Annotated in this window: 14 protein-coding genes; 6 read left to right on the top strand and 8 right to left on the bottom strand. The window is 41.3% G+C overall.

Annotated elements, in window-relative coordinates; genetic code table 11:
• Positions 1–176: 176 nt before the first annotated feature.
• From Q0954_RS06060 to Q0954_RS06050, 3 genes are read right to left on the bottom strand one after another with little or no spacing between them, the layout of a single operon-like run.
• The gene (locus tag Q0954_RS06060) at positions 177–563 is read right to left on the bottom strand and encodes a hypothetical protein (protein ID WP_299454947.1); all 387 of its coding nucleotides are present in this window, start codon (positions 561–563) and stop codon (positions 177–179) included.
• Between the two features lie 40 nt (positions 564–603).
• Positions 604–1,056: a hypothetical protein gene (locus Q0954_RS06055; RefSeq protein ID WP_299454945.1), complete on the bottom strand. Its 453-nt coding sequence runs from the start codon at positions 1,054–1,056 to the stop codon at positions 604–606.
• Positions 1,057–1,091: 35 nt separating this feature from the next.
• Complete coding sequence (locus Q0954_RS06050; RefSeq protein WP_299454943.1) at positions 1,092–2,276, bottom strand: cytochrome c peroxidase; 1,185 nt, start codon at positions 2,274–2,276, stop codon at positions 1,092–1,094.
• A gap of 507 nt (positions 2,277–2,783) precedes the next feature.
• On the opposite strand from Q0954_RS06050, the gene Q0954_RS06045 reads away from it, so the two are divergent.
• The 4 genes from Q0954_RS06045 to Q0954_RS06030 all read left to right on the top strand — a co-directional run bounded on the left by Q0954_RS06045 (position 2,784) and on the right by Q0954_RS06030 (position 5,612).
• Positions 2,784–3,488 (top strand): 2-C-methyl-D-erythritol 4-phosphate cytidylyltransferase, encoded by a 705-nt coding sequence (locus Q0954_RS06045; RefSeq protein ID WP_299454941.1) that lies wholly within the window; start codon positions 2,784–2,786, stop codon positions 3,486–3,488.
• Positions 3,472–3,666, top strand: coding sequence for a hypothetical protein (locus tag Q0954_RS06040; protein ID WP_299454939.1), 195 nt, complete (start codon positions 3,472–3,474; stop codon positions 3,664–3,666). Before Q0954_RS06045 ends, Q0954_RS06040 begins: the two co-directional genes overlap by 17 nt.
• Before the next feature lie 163 nt (positions 3,667–3,829).
• A complete protein-coding gene (locus tag Q0954_RS06035; RefSeq protein WP_299454936.1) occupies positions 3,830–5,029 on the top strand; it encodes a VWA domain-containing protein in 1,200 nt (399 codons plus the stop codon).
• Positions 5,030–5,186: 157 nt separating this feature from the next.
• Complete coding sequence (locus tag Q0954_RS06030; protein WP_299454935.1) at positions 5,187–5,612, top strand: hypothetical protein; 426 nt, start codon at positions 5,187–5,189, stop codon at positions 5,610–5,612.
• A gap of 522 nt (positions 5,613–6,134) precedes the next feature.
• On the opposite strand, the gene Q0954_RS06025 is transcribed toward Q0954_RS06030, so the two are convergent.
• On the bottom strand, positions 6,135–6,545 hold the full coding sequence (locus tag Q0954_RS06025) for a hypothetical protein (protein ID WP_299454933.1): 411 nt from the start codon (positions 6,543–6,545) through the stop codon (positions 6,135–6,137).
• 367 nt (positions 6,546–6,912) lie between these two features.
• On the opposite strand from Q0954_RS06025, the gene Q0954_RS06020 reads away from it, so the two are divergent.
• Positions 6,913–9,666 carry an AAA domain-containing protein gene (locus tag Q0954_RS06020; RefSeq protein WP_299454931.1) on the top strand — a complete coding sequence of 918 codons (2,754 nt, stop codon included), beginning with the start codon at positions 6,913–6,915 and terminating at the stop codon, positions 9,664–9,666.
• A gap of 243 nt (positions 9,667–9,909) precedes the next feature.
• Positions 9,910–11,589: a hypothetical protein gene (locus Q0954_RS06015; protein WP_299454930.1), complete on the top strand. Its 1,680-nt coding sequence runs from the start codon at positions 9,910–9,912 to the stop codon at positions 11,587–11,589.
• A gap of 361 nt (positions 11,590–11,950) precedes the next feature.
• Here Q0954_RS06015 and Q0954_RS06010 read toward each other — a convergent pair whose 3' ends face one another.
• The 4 genes from Q0954_RS06010 to porU form a co-directional block, all read right to left on the bottom strand.
• A complete protein-coding gene (locus Q0954_RS06010) occupies positions 11,951–12,169 on the bottom strand; it encodes a hypothetical protein (protein WP_002702537.1) in 219 nt (72 codons plus the stop codon).
• Between the two features lie 197 nt (positions 12,170–12,366).
• Positions 12,367–13,647 (bottom strand): pitrilysin family protein, encoded by a 1,281-nt coding sequence (locus tag Q0954_RS06005; RefSeq protein ID WP_299454923.1) that lies wholly within the window; start codon positions 13,645–13,647, stop codon positions 12,367–12,369.
• Positions 13,648–13,787: 140 nt separating this feature from the next.
• The gene (gene porV, locus Q0954_RS06000; RefSeq protein WP_299454921.1) at positions 13,788–14,972 is read right to left on the bottom strand and encodes a type IX secretion system outer membrane channel protein PorV; all 1,185 of its coding nucleotides are present in this window, start codon (positions 14,970–14,972) and stop codon (positions 13,788–13,790) included.
• A 215-nt stretch (positions 14,973–15,187) separates the two neighbouring features.
• On the bottom strand, positions 15,188–18,601 hold the full coding sequence (gene porU, locus Q0954_RS05995; protein ID WP_299454919.1) for a type IX secretion system sortase PorU: 3,414 nt from the start codon (positions 18,599–18,601) through the stop codon (positions 15,188–15,190).
• Between the last annotated feature and the right edge of the window lie 99 nt (positions 18,602–18,700).

Below are 18,700 nucleotides of genomic sequence, written 5' to 3'. Positions count from 1 at the left end.
GTTATCCCCAATAGCGCTGCCCCGAATCAAGTTCGGGATTCCAGAACTATTGGCTCAAAATTTAACGCATCCTGACAGCAAATTCATCACAAAAACTCTCAAAAACGAAATTCCAAACAGGCTCTAATAAAAACAGGGCGGGTAAATAAATACTTGCCCACCCTGTGATATAAATATTAGGTGTTTTCGATAAAATCAATGCGCTCTTCTTTTGAGCATGACTTCCAGACTAAAAACCAGTCCAGCAGTTCATCATTGTTATTAAATTCGCCTATAGGATAGGCACGTTTTTCTTCTCCTTCTATATTGATGGCACAGTAGGTAATAAGGGCATCTAAAAAAAACTGTTGCAAGTCTTCGTCTGACGCATTAATTTCGTTTTGTAATGCTTCAAAAAAAACACTGAATGTATGTTGATTGAGCAAGCATCTAAACATTACCTGGTCACGCAAGAGGTCTAATTTAAAAATGGTATACTCTGTAATTACGGCGAGTATTTTACCATTCAAGTACTCTTCTGCCTGTTGTTTTGAGAGAAAAAAATTTTTATCTACATGTAACATAAGTTTTTCACTTTTTTGATGTTAATTTTCAGGTGATTGACTACTCGGTGTCGGTGCCTTCAGGCTTATTATTTGCCTCTTGAGTTTCTCTAATGCTTTCTTCACGCACCCAATCTTTGGCAGACTCTAAGTCTTTAAACTTTTGTACATCTACATATTTTCTGAGCTCTTGCTCGGCTCTGCCTATAGCCGACTGTACAAATACATCTTTGGGTACTACATAGGCCGACCTTTTGAGCCCAGCTCTGATAAACTTTGGAAACATTTCATTGATTTGATACTCTTGCTGATCGCGCGAAAGTACCTTGGAAGTACGCACATCGGTAATAAAACTGGAGGCCCCAGTAGATTTCATCAACTCTAGCACTTGCTCCATAGTTTCGCGGTATTCGCCCTGCAGCATAAATCGGTCATTCCACAAAGCCACCAACGCATTCAGAGGCTCATCATAATAAATCATTCCTTTTTTTGTAACAATCTTGTGTGTTTCCATAATCTATAGTTTTCGGTACAATATTGTGTATATTTTTACTGCTCAAAAGGATTTTGAAAAGCTGGATTTTGAACGAAGGCAGAGTCAGTCAACATTTTCAGAAAAAAAACAATATCTGCCTTTTCTTGTGTAGTCAAAGCCAGCGTTTTGCCTTGCACTTCGTTGCTGGCAGCCGTAATCAAAGGATCAAGGTTTTGCGCAGCCTTTATGTGTTCATTGTAATGATCCAGCACTTCTTCCAAGGTGTTAAACCTGCCATCGTGCATATAAGGTGCCGTCAGGGCAATATTTCTGAGCGAAGGCGCCCGCATTTTGCCCTGATCGCTTGCCTGCCCTGTTACCACTGCCAAGCCTAAATCTTTAGGTACCACCTCTAGCCCATTGTTATGAAAAGTGTTCAAAGTGGTGAGATTTCCCCCGTGACAATCGCCACAATTGCCCCCTCGCAAAGGAATAGGCGCAGCAGGCTCTGGATGGGTAAAAAACAAATCAATGGCACGCTGCTCTCTGGCAGTGGGCTGTACTTCTCCTCTGGCTATTTTATCATACCTTGAGCCAGCTGAAATCAAAGTACGTTGAAATTGCGCCAAGGCTTTTGCCACCAGGTCAGCCGAGATAGTTTCAGTGCCAAACGCTTGTTTAAACCTGGTCACATATTCGGGCAAAGCCTGTAATTTTGTGGTGAGTTCTTCCAAAGTCAACCCCATTTCGCGCTCGTCTTGTATAGGCAAAAGAGCTTGCTCTTCGAGAGTTTTTGACCGACCATCCCAAAACAAACGATCTACCCATAGCAAGTTGACCAACGACATGGCACTTCGGCTGGTAGTGCGTCCGTTTATCCCAGTGCTTACTGCTTTGCCATCAGTAAAAGCTTTGGCAGGCTGATGACAAGAGGCACAAGACACTTGATTGGTAGAAGAAATACGTTTGTCAAAAAACAAATGTTTCCCCAGGTCTACGCCAGCTTGGGTAGTGGGGTTATCGTTGGGTATTACAAAGCTATTCCCAAAGTGATCGGGGGTGTTCAACGAAAAAGGCGGGTTGGCAGGGGTAGTATCTTCTGCCTTACGACAAGACATTTGACATAAAATAATGAATAACAACCCTATATGTTTAAAACGAATTTTTATCATGAAAATTTGCGCGTTTTCTTGTAAGGAGATGATGTCAACAGGCACTTTAAATACTATGTATATATAATAACCTATTCGACGCATCATTGTGTTTTAAACCCTTATATCTGTTGAGTATTAGTAGAGAACAATATAAAAATATTTGGGCATATATCAAATATAGCTGTTGAGCCGTTAGGTACATAAATCACTAAAAATCAACACATTACAACAAACCATAAGAAATGCATTGAAAAAAAACAAAAAAATCTTTACTCCCTCTACTACTTTTTAGCCACAAGTGTGTCTTGTAGGTGAAAGTAATCAAACGATATGGGTTTAAGTTAAATGCTTTTACCATGTTATGCACACTATAATCATTATGAAAAAACAGTTCTCATGAATAAAAGTGATTGGAGATTCCAATCACTTTTTTTTATAATAATATTTACAAGTCATTGTATATTGAGCGTATTTTTTCAACCTTTATAGGTCAAGCAAAAGTAGCCAGGGTTACCTGTATTTGCTTTGAGGAGTAGTGGAAAAGCAAGTATTCATTTTTCCACCATTCCTTCGTTATCTTTTGAAAAATGTTTTGAACTATCTCTGGAAGTTATGGCAAAATATGCACTCATAGTAGCGGGTGGCAGCGGAACCCGTATGAACAATGATACTCCTAAACAATTCCTCGAAATTCTTGGAAAGCCAATCTTGATGCATACCATTTCAAGGTTTTACCTTTTTTCGCCCCTGATCAAAATTGTCTTGGTATTGCCCAAAGACGAAATAGATTACTGGAAACACCTCGTGAGTCAACACAGCTTTGACTATGACTATAAGATTGTAGCAGGTGGCAAAACACGTTTTCAATCGGTAAAGAAAGGGTTGGCTGCTATTGAGGCCGATGCTGACGATGTAGCTCCTGGTATGCAAAGCACAGTAGCTATTCATGACGGAGTTCGTCCGTTGGTAGCTGTCAAAACCATTGCACTCAGCCACGTAGAAGCGTCTAACAATGGCTGTGCTATTGCCTCAGTAGATCTTAAAGATTCTATTCGTGAGGTGCAACCAGATGGTGGCACCAAGGCAATCAACCGGGATAATTTCAGGCTAATGCAAACCCCTCAGGCTTTTAGGGTAAACGCCATTAAAGCAGCTTACGAAATAGAAGAAACGCCTGAGCTGACCGATGACGCCAGTGTATTTGAGAAAGCCGGGCACGCAGTCCACCTTATCAATGGATCGTACCAAAATATTAAAATTACTACCCCCGAAGATTTGGCAATAGCCAAAGCGATATTGGATGAGTCGCGTAAATAACCTTGAAAGTGGTTGGGAACTGTGCTCGGTATGCCAACTGGCGGTTCCTGCCACTCATTTACAAAAGTTTGCTGCCAAAGATGCTCAAGGCAATATTAAGCATCAGTATTATTGCTATGATAAAGAGCTGTGTCATAAGTTTTTGGAACTCAAAGCGCCTCCTGCCCCCACCTCATAACAGGCATCGCTCTAATGCTTTTCACTTACAACAATTTTTCTTTTCATTAGGTTATGTATATTTTGCAGAAATGCGCCAAAAGCTTCGTTTATACAATAGTATTCAACGACTGTATTTGCTATACCACCGCATAGATAATGTTTGATATTAAACCCACTAAAATATGCTCATCAACTTTTTTTACCTTCTAAGAAACAATGGTTTACCTGTAAGCCTGAGAGAACACCTGACCTTGATGGAAGCACTGAGCAAGGGAGTCATTGAGTATAATGTAGATGATTTTTATGCCTTGAGTAGGTCTATATTGGTCAAACATGAGAAAAACCTTGATAAGTTTGATCAGCTGTTTGGTTTGTTTATGCAAGGGGTACACAACCAAAGTATCGAGCAGTTGGTAGAAATCCCGAAAGAGTGGCTGGAGAACTTGGGAGCACGCGATTTTACCGAAGAAGAGAAAGCTCTTATTGAGGCAATGGGTGGGCTCGAAGCGTTAATGGAACGTTTTAAAGAGTTGATGGAGCAACAAAAAGAAAGACACCAAGGGGGCAACACTTGGATAGGTACTATGGGTACTTCGCCGTTTGGCGCCAATGGCTACAACCCTGAGGGGGTACGTATAGGGCAAAAAGAGGGACGACACGGAAGGGCAACCAAGGTGTGGGACAAGCGTGCTTATAAAAACCTGGACGATAATGTAGAGCTTAACACCCGTAATATGAAGATGGCTTTGCGCCGATTGCGTATATTGACTCGTGAGGGGGTGCAGGATGAGTTGGACATTAATACTACCATTAAAAAAACTTCTAAAAATGGGGGCTGGCTAGACCTGGAAATGGTACCTGTAAAGAAGAACAATGTGAAGGTGTTGATTTTGTTTGACATTGGAGGGTCTATGGATAGTTATATTCATTTGTGTGAGAAGTTTTTCTCTGCTGCTAAGTATGAGTTCAAACATCTTGAGTTTTATTATTTTCATAATTGTCTGTACGAATATGTCTGGAAAGACAACCGCCGTCGTCACGAAGAACGCATTCCCACTTATGAAATTTTCAATAAATACAATAAAGACTATAAGGTGATTTTGGTAGGCGACGCTACTATGGGACCTTATGAAGTAACCGCACAATATGGCAGTGTAGAGCATTATAATGAGGAATCGGGCAAGGTTTGGCTAGAACGCCTGAAGGAGAATTACCCGAATTACATCTGGCTCAACCCTACCGATCATAAGTACTGGGAGTATACCCCATCTATTGAACAAATCAAGGAGATCATGAAAGACAGAATGTATCCGCTTACGCTGGATGGGCTTACGCAGGCAATGCGAGGGCTCAAGGATAAAAAGCTTAAGTTTGAGGGTTAGTTTTTCTGTTCTCTGTGTAGGGTTTAGCCATTAGCTGTTCTGTTTTTTGTGTGGTATTAATGGCTATTCTCTAATTTGCAAATACAAGAAAAAGATAAGTGAGGGTTACTTATTAAAGAACATCCAGTCGCTGGCACCTAAAAAATTTTGACTACTTATGACTGCTAAAGACGAAGATAAAACTGACCATGAGCAAATAAACAAAATACGGTCGTTGATTTATACCCAACAACCTGCCAATATAGAGCTTGCCTTCCAACTGATGGTAAATGTAGTAACAATGCCTCCAGATCAAGCTTTACGGGTATTGTTTGTGGAGCTACTGACGCTGCGTGAGCATACTGGATGCAGTGGTAAGCTGGATGATCCTTTTGTTGACTTTATGATTTATGGGGTGCAAGTCCGCTATTTTTGGGACCGCAACGGTATTTATTATTATACTCAAGGAAAAAAGCATTGTTTGCTCGAAATGGATCGGTATCACTTGTTACACGTCAATCACATCCGTGAACGTTGTGTACAGCACTTTCACCAACACTTGTACCAGTTTGGGTATTTGGTAGCGCAGCAAATGAAGAAGTGATTTTTTTAATTACGAATAGACTAATTACGAATTTGAGAATTACGAATTACGAATGAGCGCAAAGCGACTATGGTCTACAGACTAAATTACGAATTTGAGAATTACGAATTACGAATGAGCGCAAAGCGACGCTAAAAGTCCTTCGTAGCTCAAAAAAAAGCTAAAGGCTAAAACTACACCAGGATCAAAAAAAGCTAAAGGCTAAAGCTACACCAAGATCAAAAAAAGCTAAAGGCTAAAACTACACCAGGATCAAAAAAAGCTAAAGGCTAAAGCTACACCAAGATCAAAAAAAGCTAAAGGCTAAAGCTACACCAAGATAAAAAAAAGCTAAAGGCTAAAACTACACCAGGATCAAAAAAAGCTAAAGGCTAAAGCTACACCAGGATCAAAAAAAGCTAAAGGCTAAAAGCCCCCTACAAACAGACAAAAAAAGGCTAAAACTACACCAAGATAAAAAAAAGCTAAAGGCTCAGAAAAAACTTGAAGCTTGCCGCTCGTACCTTGAGGCTATAACTACACTCAACGCTCAAACCAACCCACTACTTCGTTGTTTTCAAAAGGATTGGAATTGATATATGCCTGGTGGGTTTCGTAAAAAGTATCTTGCTGATTTGCCACAAATACTGGTGGGGGTTTTACCATATTTACATCCCAGTGAATACCTACATACCGCTGAAAATCTTCGTGTACCTGCCACTCCCTCTCTAGTTGCTCAGCTGAAAGCTCTACAATGGCATATCGCCTGAACCAATCATCCTGAGTCCAGTTTTCTTTGATGAGTTCAAACCAAAAAAATTGTGTAGCTATTTGTAGTATTCCTGTCATGGGAGCATCCCAATAATCCCCAATCCATATTACCTGATATTCGTCTTGACTATACTTTTTCAATGCTTTGGGGGGACGAGTATTTCTTAACTCTTTTAGCTTCATAGACTTAGTAAACTCCCTTAAAAGCATTTTTGTTCGGCACACCAGCAATTGGCTTACCCAACATCTATGGCTAGAGAAATGGAGAAAATGAGCAAATGGGATACCTTGATATGTAAATACAATGCCTGTTTTTGACAAGAAAACTCTATTTTCCCTAACTTGAGGGCTTTGTTTATTTCACACTACTTTAACTTTTCAATTATGGAGATATTTTCGTTTATAGGATGGGGACTTTTAGCCGCTACAGTAGTATTGCTTTATCTGACAATGCGCATCAAGAAAAAGTAAATAACCTCGGAGGTCTTAGGTGTTTGGTGGTTATTTAGAATGAAAATGGTATATTTGATAGTGAGGTAAAAATCAAACTATGAGAATACAACAACTGGTTCATTATTTTAAAGATTGTTATCAGGCAGACCAACGCGAGGCTACTGTTTGGAATCTTTTTGATAAAAAAATAGAGCATAAAAATTTTACAGACAAACAAGAGCAACTGCTTAATCAAAACCTCCCTCAGGAATATATTCCGCTCGACACAGCACAGCATATCGAAAAAGAACTGCAGCTTTATCAACGGGAAAAATCACTGTATTACTTTGCTTTTTTTGTAACAGGCAATAACCCCAACGAACACATTGGTCCCCGAAAACTTTGTGCTCCCCTGCTTTATTACCCTGCCGAATTGATCAAGGAAAAAGAAGATTATTATGTAAAAATAGATTTTAGCAAACAACAAGTAAACTACCCTTTGTTGGCAATGCTCAACCAGCCAGATCATAATGTGGAAGAGGTTTTTAAGCAAATTCCACAAGAAGCCATCACTTTTAGCGAAACCAAAGAATTGACAGATGTACTCAAACAATCTTGGACTGAGGTAAATTTTGAGGAGATGTATCGCTATCCAGAAGATTTGCTGAACGAAGAGGCACTCAAAAAATTGATGAAATCGAAAATACTGCGTCTGGTGCCAGCCAGCGCTGCAGGTGTTATGATGAGTTCAAATACAACTCGTGGAGTAATCAATGAACTAGGAATCATTGGCAATAGTGATCAGTTCTCAAGTGCACTCAAGGCATTGTTTGGTGAAGCTGCCCCCACCCACTACCCACCTCCCAAGCCATCGCTGGTGCCTTCAGTGCTCAGCAAAGCCCAGAAAAAAGTATTGGCGATGGCACAATGCCACCCACTAAGCATTGTAGTAGGACCACCAGGCACGGGCAAAACTTATACTATAGCTGCCCTTGCTACTGACCACCTCACCAGAGGCGAGTCGGTATTAATCGCCTCTCAAATGAACCATGCGGTAGATGTGGTAGGCGATAAAATAGAACAACAGCTTGGGTTTAAAAATGGGGTAATTCGTGGTGGTAAAAGCCAGTACATGAAAGACCTTAAACTGTATATTAAGAATATTTTGAGTGGCATTGGCATTCCTGACCCTGGCCAGGTACCTGAGGCAAAAAAGAAATACCAGCAGATGGGTAATCGTTTGCAAACCATTGAGCAAGAAATACAAGCCCTTGAGGTATTGTTTGACCAAAGAGTAAATGAGGAGATAAAATGGGGAAACTTTATTGCTGCCAACAACCAGGCAAAAAACCTGATCAAGCGCTGGATTGTCAATTTTAAAACCAACCGAATACGCAATAAAAGCACTGAACGTCCTATTCACTGGGAACTGGTGTCAAAGCTTGAGGGCTTGCTGGCACAACGTACTAAGCTACTCAAAGAATATATTCACCTGGGCTACCAACTTAAGCTGGTAGATGTAATCAGGTTTAAACGCAAAGACCTGAGTAATTTCCTGAAGGCTATCAAGGCACGCAAAGGGCACAAACAAGCACAGTTTTTTGACAGCATCGATTTTGACACTATACTAAGTACTTTTCCTATTTGGTTGGTTAACCTTTCAGACGTGAGCAATGTGTTACCACTTCGTCAAGATATGTTTGATGTGGCGATTATTGACGAAGCTTCGCAGTGTGACATTGCCAGTTGCCTGGCGATTTTGCAGCGTGCCAAAAGGGTAGTAATTGTGGGTGACCCCTCGCAATTGCGTCATGTATCGTTTTTGTCAGAGGCTAGACAAAATTTTTTACGTAAGCAACACCATTTAGACCATGAGACCGCTTTTGACCTTGACTACCGCAACCAGAGCGTGCTGGATGCAGTAAATGGCTCTATAGAAACCCAGGATGCTATCACGTTTTTGGATGAACACTACCGTAGCTTGCCTGAAATCATCAATTTTAGTAACAAGTTTTTTTATCAAAACAGGCTCAACCTTATGACCCAAACCCCTCATAATGAAAGGGTGAAAAGTTTGCAACTATTGACCAATGAAGGAGAACGCAGCCCCAAAGGTTACAATGAAGGCGAGTCGGAGATGATTATTGCCCGCATAAAAAAGACTGTTGAAAACGAGCAAATTTTATCAAAAGACATTTGTCACAGCATAGGGGTGCTGTCACCATTTAGGGCACAGGTTGACTATCTAACCAAGCGTATTTCGGAGGAAATTTCACTTGCCTCGCTCAAAAAACATAACCTGATGGTGGGTACCGCACACTCGTTTCAAGGAGAAGAGCGCGACATGATGTTTATATCATTTGTAGTAGATCAACACTCGGCAAGTGGCTCGTTTGTACACATCAACAAAGAGGACTTGTTTAATGTAGCGATTACCCGTGCTCGTGCCAAGCAATTTGTAGTTACCTCGGCCGCCCCTCAAGAGTTGAAAAATCAAACTTTGCTTAAGCAATACTTAAGCTATGTGGTAGATGAGGAAAAAAATTTCAGCCGTAACTATGATCCATCGGGGGCTCACTGTACTTTTGCCGATGAGGTAGAAACGGCATTACAATCGCTAAAGTACCATTGCTTTCGGTCTTACCCTATTGCCGGGCTCGACATTGACATTGTGGTACAAGACAAGCATAAAACGATGGGTATCAACCTGATAGGGTTTCCAGGTATTTACGAAAATGCATTTACACTAGAACGTTATAAGATATTAAGCAGGGCTGGAGTGCCTATCGTTCCTCTCCCTTACCTTACTTGGAAATACGACCGGGCAAAATGTATAGAAGTGATTGAAGCTACACTTAGAAAGTTAAAATAACTGTCTTATAAGACAGTTTTCAAAGTTCTGTATGTTCGCTCATATCCTAAAAACAAGTACACATATTCATATAATTTCAAGTTATAACAAACCATCAAATGCACTGTTAAAATCTAGTACCCTAGCCTCTAAGTAAACTGGAAATTGGGCTAGGTTTTGTTTTTTTTAAGAGAAGGTAAAAGAAGCAAATGTAATAAGCTCCAGTGTATTTGGTTGATTGAACAAACTACATAAAGAAAATACATGCACACACAACACAACAAAAAAACAACTGCTAACGATTTAAGCACCATTAACCAATCCGTCCAACAAAAAACGACTAGTAAAAAAGCCCAAAAAGACGGCAAGGCAAACATTCGGGCAAAACAACAACCCATACAACGTAAACTCCAGAACGCTTATGAAAGCAAAGAGGGGCAAAAACAACCCATTCAGGCAAAACAAGCCCCAATACAACGCGCAAGCAGCCAAAAGGTAGCTCCACACCTTCAACAATATGCTGCCCAAAAATACGGTGCAGACCTAAGCCGGGTAAACATTCAGGAGAATTCGCCTTTTCCTTCTTCTGTCAATGCCAAAGCTACTATTCAAGACAACAGTATTCACATAGCCCCTGGAGAAAGTACGACAGTAAAAAACCACGAAATAGGGCACGCCATTGATAACCAGCTCAATGGGGCACCAAAAGCAAATGCTCAGGTAAACGGTCAGGCAGTAAACACCGATCCAACCAGAGAAAGTGCCGCAGATAGAATTGGAACAGAGCTGGGGAATGTACCCGTGCAACGACAAGTAGTTGAGTCGCCACCACCAACCATGAGCACTGTCCAACTAAAGAACAGTGACACACATGTTATACAAAGAAAAATAAATAAAACACAGGGCGCCAACCTCAAGGGTTGCATCGAACCACTGAAAGCTTATTGGAGGTCTATAGGGATTGGCAGGCTATTCAGAGACACTTTAAATGAGCTCTCAACTGATAAAGAGAATACCTATCTTCTCACTGGATTTCAAGCAGCTTTTGAAGAACTTGGTAATCCTGGAACCGATGATGATAAGTTATACGCGATGACCGAAGCACTCATTCTTGACATCAAAGCTTACACGCCTTTTGATTTTGGTTTGGCGCCTTTCCAGAAAGGAGACAAAAGTACCCGTTATCAAGAGCGACCTTCGACTGCATCTGTAAGCCGGGATGGGGTAGTAAGCGGAAACATTAACTTGAGCCATGTTACAGTGGAATCAGGCGTTGACGCCATAGGCGCACAACCACTTTCTGTGGCGCACGGAGCTTCTGGCGAGTTTGGCACAGGTTTTTATACCGTATCGGGAAGTACCAAAGACGGAGCTTATGGTGTATCGGGCAAGTGGAGTGATGCTAAAGACTACGATCAAGTGTTACACATGACTTTAGAAGCTTCTGGAGTGTTGCTTGCCTTGGGTATTCATGATCCTGCTGAGGCAGCACTGGTGTTGGCAATGCTGAGTAACCCGGCTGGATACGGAGTAATACCCCCTGGTGCAGCATACCAGCTCATGTCGCAAATCAATGTGCGTGGTCGGCTTTGTTTGTTGCCCGATGAACGTGATGTAAGGGTAGATGTTGTTCCCTCAGCTAGTCCGGCTGAAGACGGCAAAGCTTCTTGGAATGAGGTAGATGGCAAAGGTGGTGTGTTGGATAGCTATGCCTTGGTTGTGGGCCCGCAACGACCCGCTATTTTACACCAAGTGCGCCAGATTGCCTTTAAAAGCGGACTTATGGAAATATTATTAAACAGGCAACGACACGATCAGGCAGAATGGATAAATAGCCATAAAACAGGAGAATTAAAAGCAGGAAGTGCCTTGGCTGACACCCAGCTTGACACTGATAAAGCATACACAGATGCTTTGGCTCAAATTAGACAACTGCTACTATAGATAACCAATATCATACTCTACTTGTCTGTGCGATCTAATAAAGATAAAACAGGCAAGTGGAGGTGATAAAACAAAAAAAAAATGTTTTTTGGGATACCCAAGCAATGGGTAAGTGATGTGTAAAAAATAAAGTGAGCTGATTCAAGAAAATATTTTGTTTTCTGATGATTTTAAAAAAATGAACATAGCCAAAGCTATGTGATGTTTAGCCTTTGGCAGAGCTCAGCACAGCGAAGCTGTAGCTATCGGTTTTTAAGAGAAATCAGGAGGCAAAAGATACACTTTAATGGCTCAACTTATTTTTGCAGGATCACTAAAGAAAGGGCAAAGTACAAGGCTGGTTGGAGGAGTTTATATCAAACTACGGCTTTCTGACGGCCGCCACTCTATACATGGTTTTTGTATAGGTTTCATATTTTTCCATTTCATAATTTCCCCTCAATTCTTCTTCTACAATCTTGCGCAAAGTGGGTTTAAGTTCCTGAGGACTTACTGCCTTTTGCATACGAATGGTTAAAACACGGTAATGGGCATCAAATGATTGATCTTTGAGTATAGTATGATTATTATTAGTCAACATAGCGAAACTTAAATTTAACAAAGATGAATAGGTTATGATGTATACAAATCATAAACCAAAAACCTAATATACGCAATATAATTCGGTAATTCACTAAAAAACCCAAATACTGGCACTCATCTGTAGCTCATACAACGCAAATACCCTGAACAAATAATGAATCAAAGCATTTTATAAAACACTCATTATCAAATGTTTTACTTCCCTCCTACTACTATTTCATACATTTCTTCGGTACGCAAATATTTATTAGCCAGTTCTATCAAATCTTCAGGGGTAATGTTTTTAAGTATTTCAAAGTAACTGTCATAAAAACTATAGTCCAACCCGTGAAAGTGCAACCCTTTGAACACATCGGCAAGGGCAAAAGGGGAATTAATGGTGCTGGTAAGTGTACCTGACATATAATTTTTTACAAGGCTTAGTTCTTCTTCTGGCACCAGTTCAGTACGCATGCGCTTCGATTCTTTATGAATTTCGTCTATAGTGTGTTGAGTAAACTCTTTGCGTACATCGGTCATGATACCGTAATAAGCTGCTTGTTCCAACAATGCTACTCTGGCATAAATGCCATAAGTATAGCCTTTATCTTCCCGAATGTTGCTCATCAGTCTTGAGCCAAAATAGCCGCCAAAAATTTCATTGAGAATAATAAACTTAGAGTATTCGGGGTGGCTTTTGGTGAATATAAGCCCTCCCATGCGTATAGACGACTGGGTGGCATTTTCGCGGACGTCTAAATGCAACTGTTGCTCTGAAGGCATCGGAGTAGGCACTATCTGGGGCGGATGCAGTAAAAACTCTGCCAAGTCGATCCCTCCAAAATATTTGTTCAACACCTTGAGTACCTCCTCGTTGGCATCGCCTGACACAATAATGTCACAAGGATTGTTTTTAATGTATTTATGGTAAAACCCCTGCAAATCTTCGCGACTTACTTCATCTATAGCTGCTTCGGTGAGGTCTAACCCATAGGGGTGTCTGCCAAACAACACTCGACTCATTTTGCGTGACGCCCTAAAACCATTACGCTTAAGGTTAAGCAGCAGGTTTTGTCGAGTAATATTCTTAAAACTATCCAGTTCTTTTTCAGGAAAGGTAGCTTCGTTGAGCAATTCTGTAATTAAAACCAATAACTTATCGAGGTATTTCGATAAGGTGTATAAAATCACTCCTATACGGTCAGGCCCTGGTTTAAACTCGATAAATGCTCCATATTGATCAATATATTCGCTTATTTGTTGCGTATTGCGGGTGCTTGTACCCTCACGCAACATCTTGATCACAAAAAACGAAGTGGCAAGTTTAGGATCAATCAAAGCCCCCGCTTTAAAAAATAGCTCCACCCTAAGTACTGGCTGCCCTCCGGCATTGATCAGATGCACAGGAATGCCATTGTCAAGGTATCGGGTTTTGGCTTGCAATATAGGCACCTTGTCAGCAACGTGAAAGGCGGGGGGTTGTGATCTGTCTAACATAGTTCGCTCGTTTTTGTATTCGTCTGATGATTCTAACACAGGGCTTATCTTCAGGTGCTTAATTTTAAATTAAACAAATAAAAAACCCTTCTCCAAACGGAGAAGGGTTCAGGTAAGTTTTTCCTGTACTTTGTAATAAACTATTTTTTGTCTTCGCCGCCAAGGTTAAACAAAATTGAGAAGCGAAGTGTTTCTGCCAATGGGTTGGTTTCTCTTTGTGGTAGTAAATAAGCTGCGTCAAAACCAAGTTTTTTATAACGTAACCCTACTCCTACAGTAAAGTACTTACGATCACCTTTTTGAGCATGTTCGTTATAATACCCTACACGTGCCGCAAATAAGTCATTGTACCAGTACTCTATTCCAGTAGCAATGATAAATTCTTTCAATTCTTCGCTAAAACCTCCTGGGGCATCGGCAAATGAGCCAAACATACCACTCAACAAAGTTTTATCGCGAGGGCTGGTACCAGAAATGATGTTTCCCTGGCTGTCTACCTGGGGGGGAGTAGGTACCATTAACTTGTTAAGGTCTAAAGCAACAGTAAATTTATTAAATTCGTCAATGTTCAGAGTAAAAGCAGAACCTAAACGAAGGTTGGTAGGAATAAAGTCTCTTTCGTTTTTGTTGGTATAAGAGATTTTGGCGCCAATGTTAGAAATGTTTGCCCCAAAAGCCAGGTTTGACTCCATTCCACTTACAGTCAAGTCGGTTTTGTAAAATACGGCTATGTCAGCAGCAGCTGTGTTTCCAGCTTTGGTTTCTTGTTGGTTTGCCAAGATCAAATCGGCCGAAAGGTTGGAGTGAATATAACGTCCACTTACCGCTACTCCCAACTTTTCAGAAAGTTTACGTGAGTAGGTCAAGGTAGCCGCTAGTTCGTTGGGTACAAAATCACGAATGATCCCCCCTTGATTATCAGTAAATTGAATACTACCTAAATTGAAGTATCTTAGTGAAAAACCAAATGCCTGACGGTTGTCCAGTTTGTAATAGGCAGACAAATAAGACAACGACATGTCGTTTACGAGCTTACGCAACCAAGGAGTGAAAGAAAGGGAAGCACCTATTTTGCCTTCGGCAAAAACCAGCTTTGCCGGGTTCCAGTAAATACTGTTTACGTCGGCAGTAGTAGCTACTCCAACGTCTCCCATACCAGCAGCGCGGGCGTCAGGTGAAATAGATAAAAAAGGTACAGCAGTGGTGATGGGTCTCGACACTGTATCTTGCCCTATAAATGCGGCTGTCTGACTAAATGATTGGGAAGAACCCAAAGCTACCATAAAGGCAGCCACTAATAAAACTACACGTCTATGAAATTTCATTGTGATTTGGTTTTTATAATACTTTTGCAAATATACTTTTTTTGTTGGGAATTTTAGGCAAAAAGACGACATGTATACTTTTTGTATACTTTTATCAGGGGGTTTTATGCCTTTATTCCCCCCTAAGGTTAATTAGTCACTAATATTTGTTATAAAATTATCAGGATAAAGCCGTGTACTTTGCTGTTTGTGAACTTGTTATTGGTAAATTGGTGTTAATCTAACACTACCAATCTGCGTACAATAAATTTTTCGGCACCATCGGTAACAGAACGTGCCGTGATCTTGTATACATACACTCCTTGAGGTATTTTTTTGCCTTGTTTATCCAAGCCATCCCACACTCCCTCAAAACGAGTCAGAGCCTTGTTGGTAGTATATTGCAGTTTTTTTACGTGTTGTCCATTGCGGTTATAAATCTGAATGGTTACTTCGAGGGCTTCACCCGCCCGATTGTGATCAAAACGAAAAGTAGTCGCCTGATTAAATGGATTTGGGTAATTCATTACCTCGTTTATCGCCATTACAGCATTGTCGGTTACAACAAAATCGATGCTTGCTTCGCTTGAGTTGTTGTGGGTATCCCACACTTTTACTACTACTGTATGCTTCCCTTTGGCAAGGTCACGTACAGGATATTGCACCACCCCCTCTTGATAAGTATCCAGGTTGCCTTCGTAAAAATCGTTCAGAACCCAAGGGTTTTCCAAGTCACCATCCAACACCGCCGTCATTTCATGTCCTACTCCGGTTTGGGCAATGTTCAGCCCATTTTCGTCGCTCAATTTGGCAATCAAAGTAGCCGATGGCTGTACCACGCCCCCACTTACAAAAGTTTCATCATTCATAAAAAGCGTAATAGCCGGGGGGGTATCATCAGGGGTGATAGAAGCACTGGTACCACCAATGATTACATCAGTTTTGGCTCCCTGGGCGTCATTGACTCCATCGTTTGCCTGGGCATAAAAACTCCACTTCCCCTCTCCAAACTTATAATCAATGTCTTTGGGTACAATAAAGGTAAAAGTAAACTTACCTGCCTTCACACTCGCCTTACCTACAAATATTTTGTTGTTCTGTGCCTTAAACTGAATACGGCTACTCTCGGTTCCCAGAGTAGTTAGTTCTTGCGCCTTGTCAAATATGGTAATGTCCAGGACTCCATCAAATCCATCGAGCAAAATATCCTGCGCATTTGTCACCTCCCCTTCTACAGTCACCTTGTCCAGTGCACTTATGGTATTCACTACTTGCCCTGTATTGGCATTGGTTATTTTAGTAACGGCCACTTTATGTTTAGGATAAGCCAATCGTAATGACGGGTCGCCCAATAAGGCAAAATTACGATTGATGGCTCCATTCAAGCTGTTGTTTTTGGTCTTGATCATCAAGTCACCCAAACGAGGCATTTCCCCGTCAATGGGTTTAAACACTTCAGCATAAAAAGCTTTGCTCAATAAAAAATTAGTACTCGAATACACCGGGCGGGTGGTAGTAATGAGCCCAATGCCTCCGCCTTTGGGGTTGAGCAAAATATATTCGGCACCTGCTACCCGCAAGGGGTCATCATAACGTCCAAACTCACAAGTAGCCGTTACAAAAAGCGGTAGGTTATGGTAGTTTTCCCAATCATTGATTTGTGGTACATTCAGTAGCTTTTCTTCTGCCCAACCAATTTCTCCGCCGTGTCCGGTATAGTTTACAATAAGGGCTCCCCTTTCTACATTTTGGGTAAGTGCTTCTTTCAAAGTAGGAGCAAGCTCACCATTAGGGGTAGACACTTGCTCGAATGCGTCTAAAAACAACTTGCTTACATTGAAATTCTTATGGTTGTTTCTAATGTCTTCAGCAAGCACATCAGCATCTAATTGGTGGATGTTTACATCGCCATCGTCTGCCACAAACACCACTCGGTTGCGCCAACTCCCTAAATTAGATTGGTTATTGGCGTACCCAATGAGTTTGGTTACTACATTAGCTGCCTCTTCGAGTGTTTTTACGGGCAAGCGCCCAATGCCAATTTCCAGCGTATGGTCGCCCAAAGAGGTTTCTGTCCATTCGCCTTCACTTGCTTCAAGAAACCCAAAATAATCGTCGGAAGAATGACTCAATATAGGATGCAGCGATTCGCGTGACTCATAGATAGGGACAAAATTGGTATTGTTGGCTACTCGATCTTTATAGTCATAAGAGGCATCGCCAAATAACAACAGGTATTTAAATACTTGTGAATCGCGCAGGTAAAGCATCCGGGCAAAGTCGCGCAAAGCGGTTACATCTTGTTTACCCGACGAGAATTCGTTGTAAATTTGAGGAAGTTTAACTACCGTCACACTCAAACCATCATTGGCGCGCCTAAAGTCTGCCAGGCGTTCGGCTTCGCTCAAAAACACTTCTGGAGTAATAATCACCAGATTGGTGGGGAGCAAAGCATGTAGGTTTTGGTTGGGCAATGCTTGTACCGACTCAGGGTTGGGAAAATCGCTGCCCTGAAAAACCACAAATTGTTTCAACGCAGTGGCAGTACTTGCTCCAAACACCGCATTGCTCCCACTTAAAGCATAAGGTTGGTTTACAGGGTGCAATGGGTTGCTAATATCCCAAACAATGGCACCGTTGCCCACATTGGCTACCGAAAAAGCGGTTAAAGGTTGCTCCAGGCTGGCTATAGCCCTAAAGGTAGTTTGGTTATCATACAGCTGTAGTTGTCGTTGATAGTTTACCCGCAGATAATTTAAATAACCTGAGGAGCTTCCTCCGTTTTTATCGTACACTAGGTTGATGGTTAATTGACTCAACCCGGATAACTGACTGGTGTTCAGGGTGAAGTCCCTTACATTGTTGATACCTTTTACATCATAAGTGCCCGTGGGTTGGGCAGCTATTGACTGGGTACCCAAAGTAACACCATTGAGCGATACAGAAAACTTGGTGTCGAGTGCCGAACGCCCCATCACAAAAGAAGTAAGTGTAAGCGAGGTATTGGCTAACAAACCAGGAGTGTCAAAAGTAAAGTTCTGGCTCGTTTCAAAATCAAAAACTTCGCCGTACCATTCCCTGCCTGAGCCTTGTTCCAAAATAGTTCGTTCGTCTTTTTCGTATGCTTGATAATCGTCGTAAGTAGTCAGGGTTTGGGTAGTACCACTTAGGTTTTCCTGCGACTGTACCCTTTTGCCCTCATTGCTACCTATAGTCAAAAAGCAAAAAACTGAATCGGAGTAAATATTTTGGGTATGTTCAAATAGTTTGTTGGTGGCATTATAGGTCCACTCTACGGCGCCTTGGGCATAAAACAAAATGTAATCGTTGGCGTCAAAGCTCCCATCGTCTTGCCCAGCTACCCAGATGGAGTTTTCTTGCAGGTCGTCTACGCGGGAAGCACTATTGGCTTGAGGCAACATGCCCCCTACATTGCCATATAGTTGTATGTTTCGAGGGTTAATGTTGTCTACATCTATTCCAGCATTTTTCAAAAAATTATAGTCTATTTTATAAATGCCTTGTTGGGTAGTACCTATTTTATACCAAGTACCTGTGCCCAACACCGACGAAGAAGCAAAGTTTTGTGCCTGGATAGGGTGTTGAAAAAGCAGGAGGCAGGCAAAAATAAGTGAAGTGATATATTTCATAGGTGTTTGCTAAATTATTGTTTTTTTATTGTACTGACTTTCAGCAACTTGAGTAATGGTTAAGTCAAAACTATTTTTTATGGCATTCATTTATGCAAC

The sequence above is a fragment of the uncultured Microscilla sp. genome, from assembly GCF_947493425.1.
Classification (GTDB): domain Bacteria; phylum Bacteroidota; class Bacteroidia; order Cytophagales; family Microscillaceae; genus Microscilla.
Note: the sequence above shows the minus strand (reverse complement) of the source record. Positions and strands in the feature narration are given on the sequence as shown.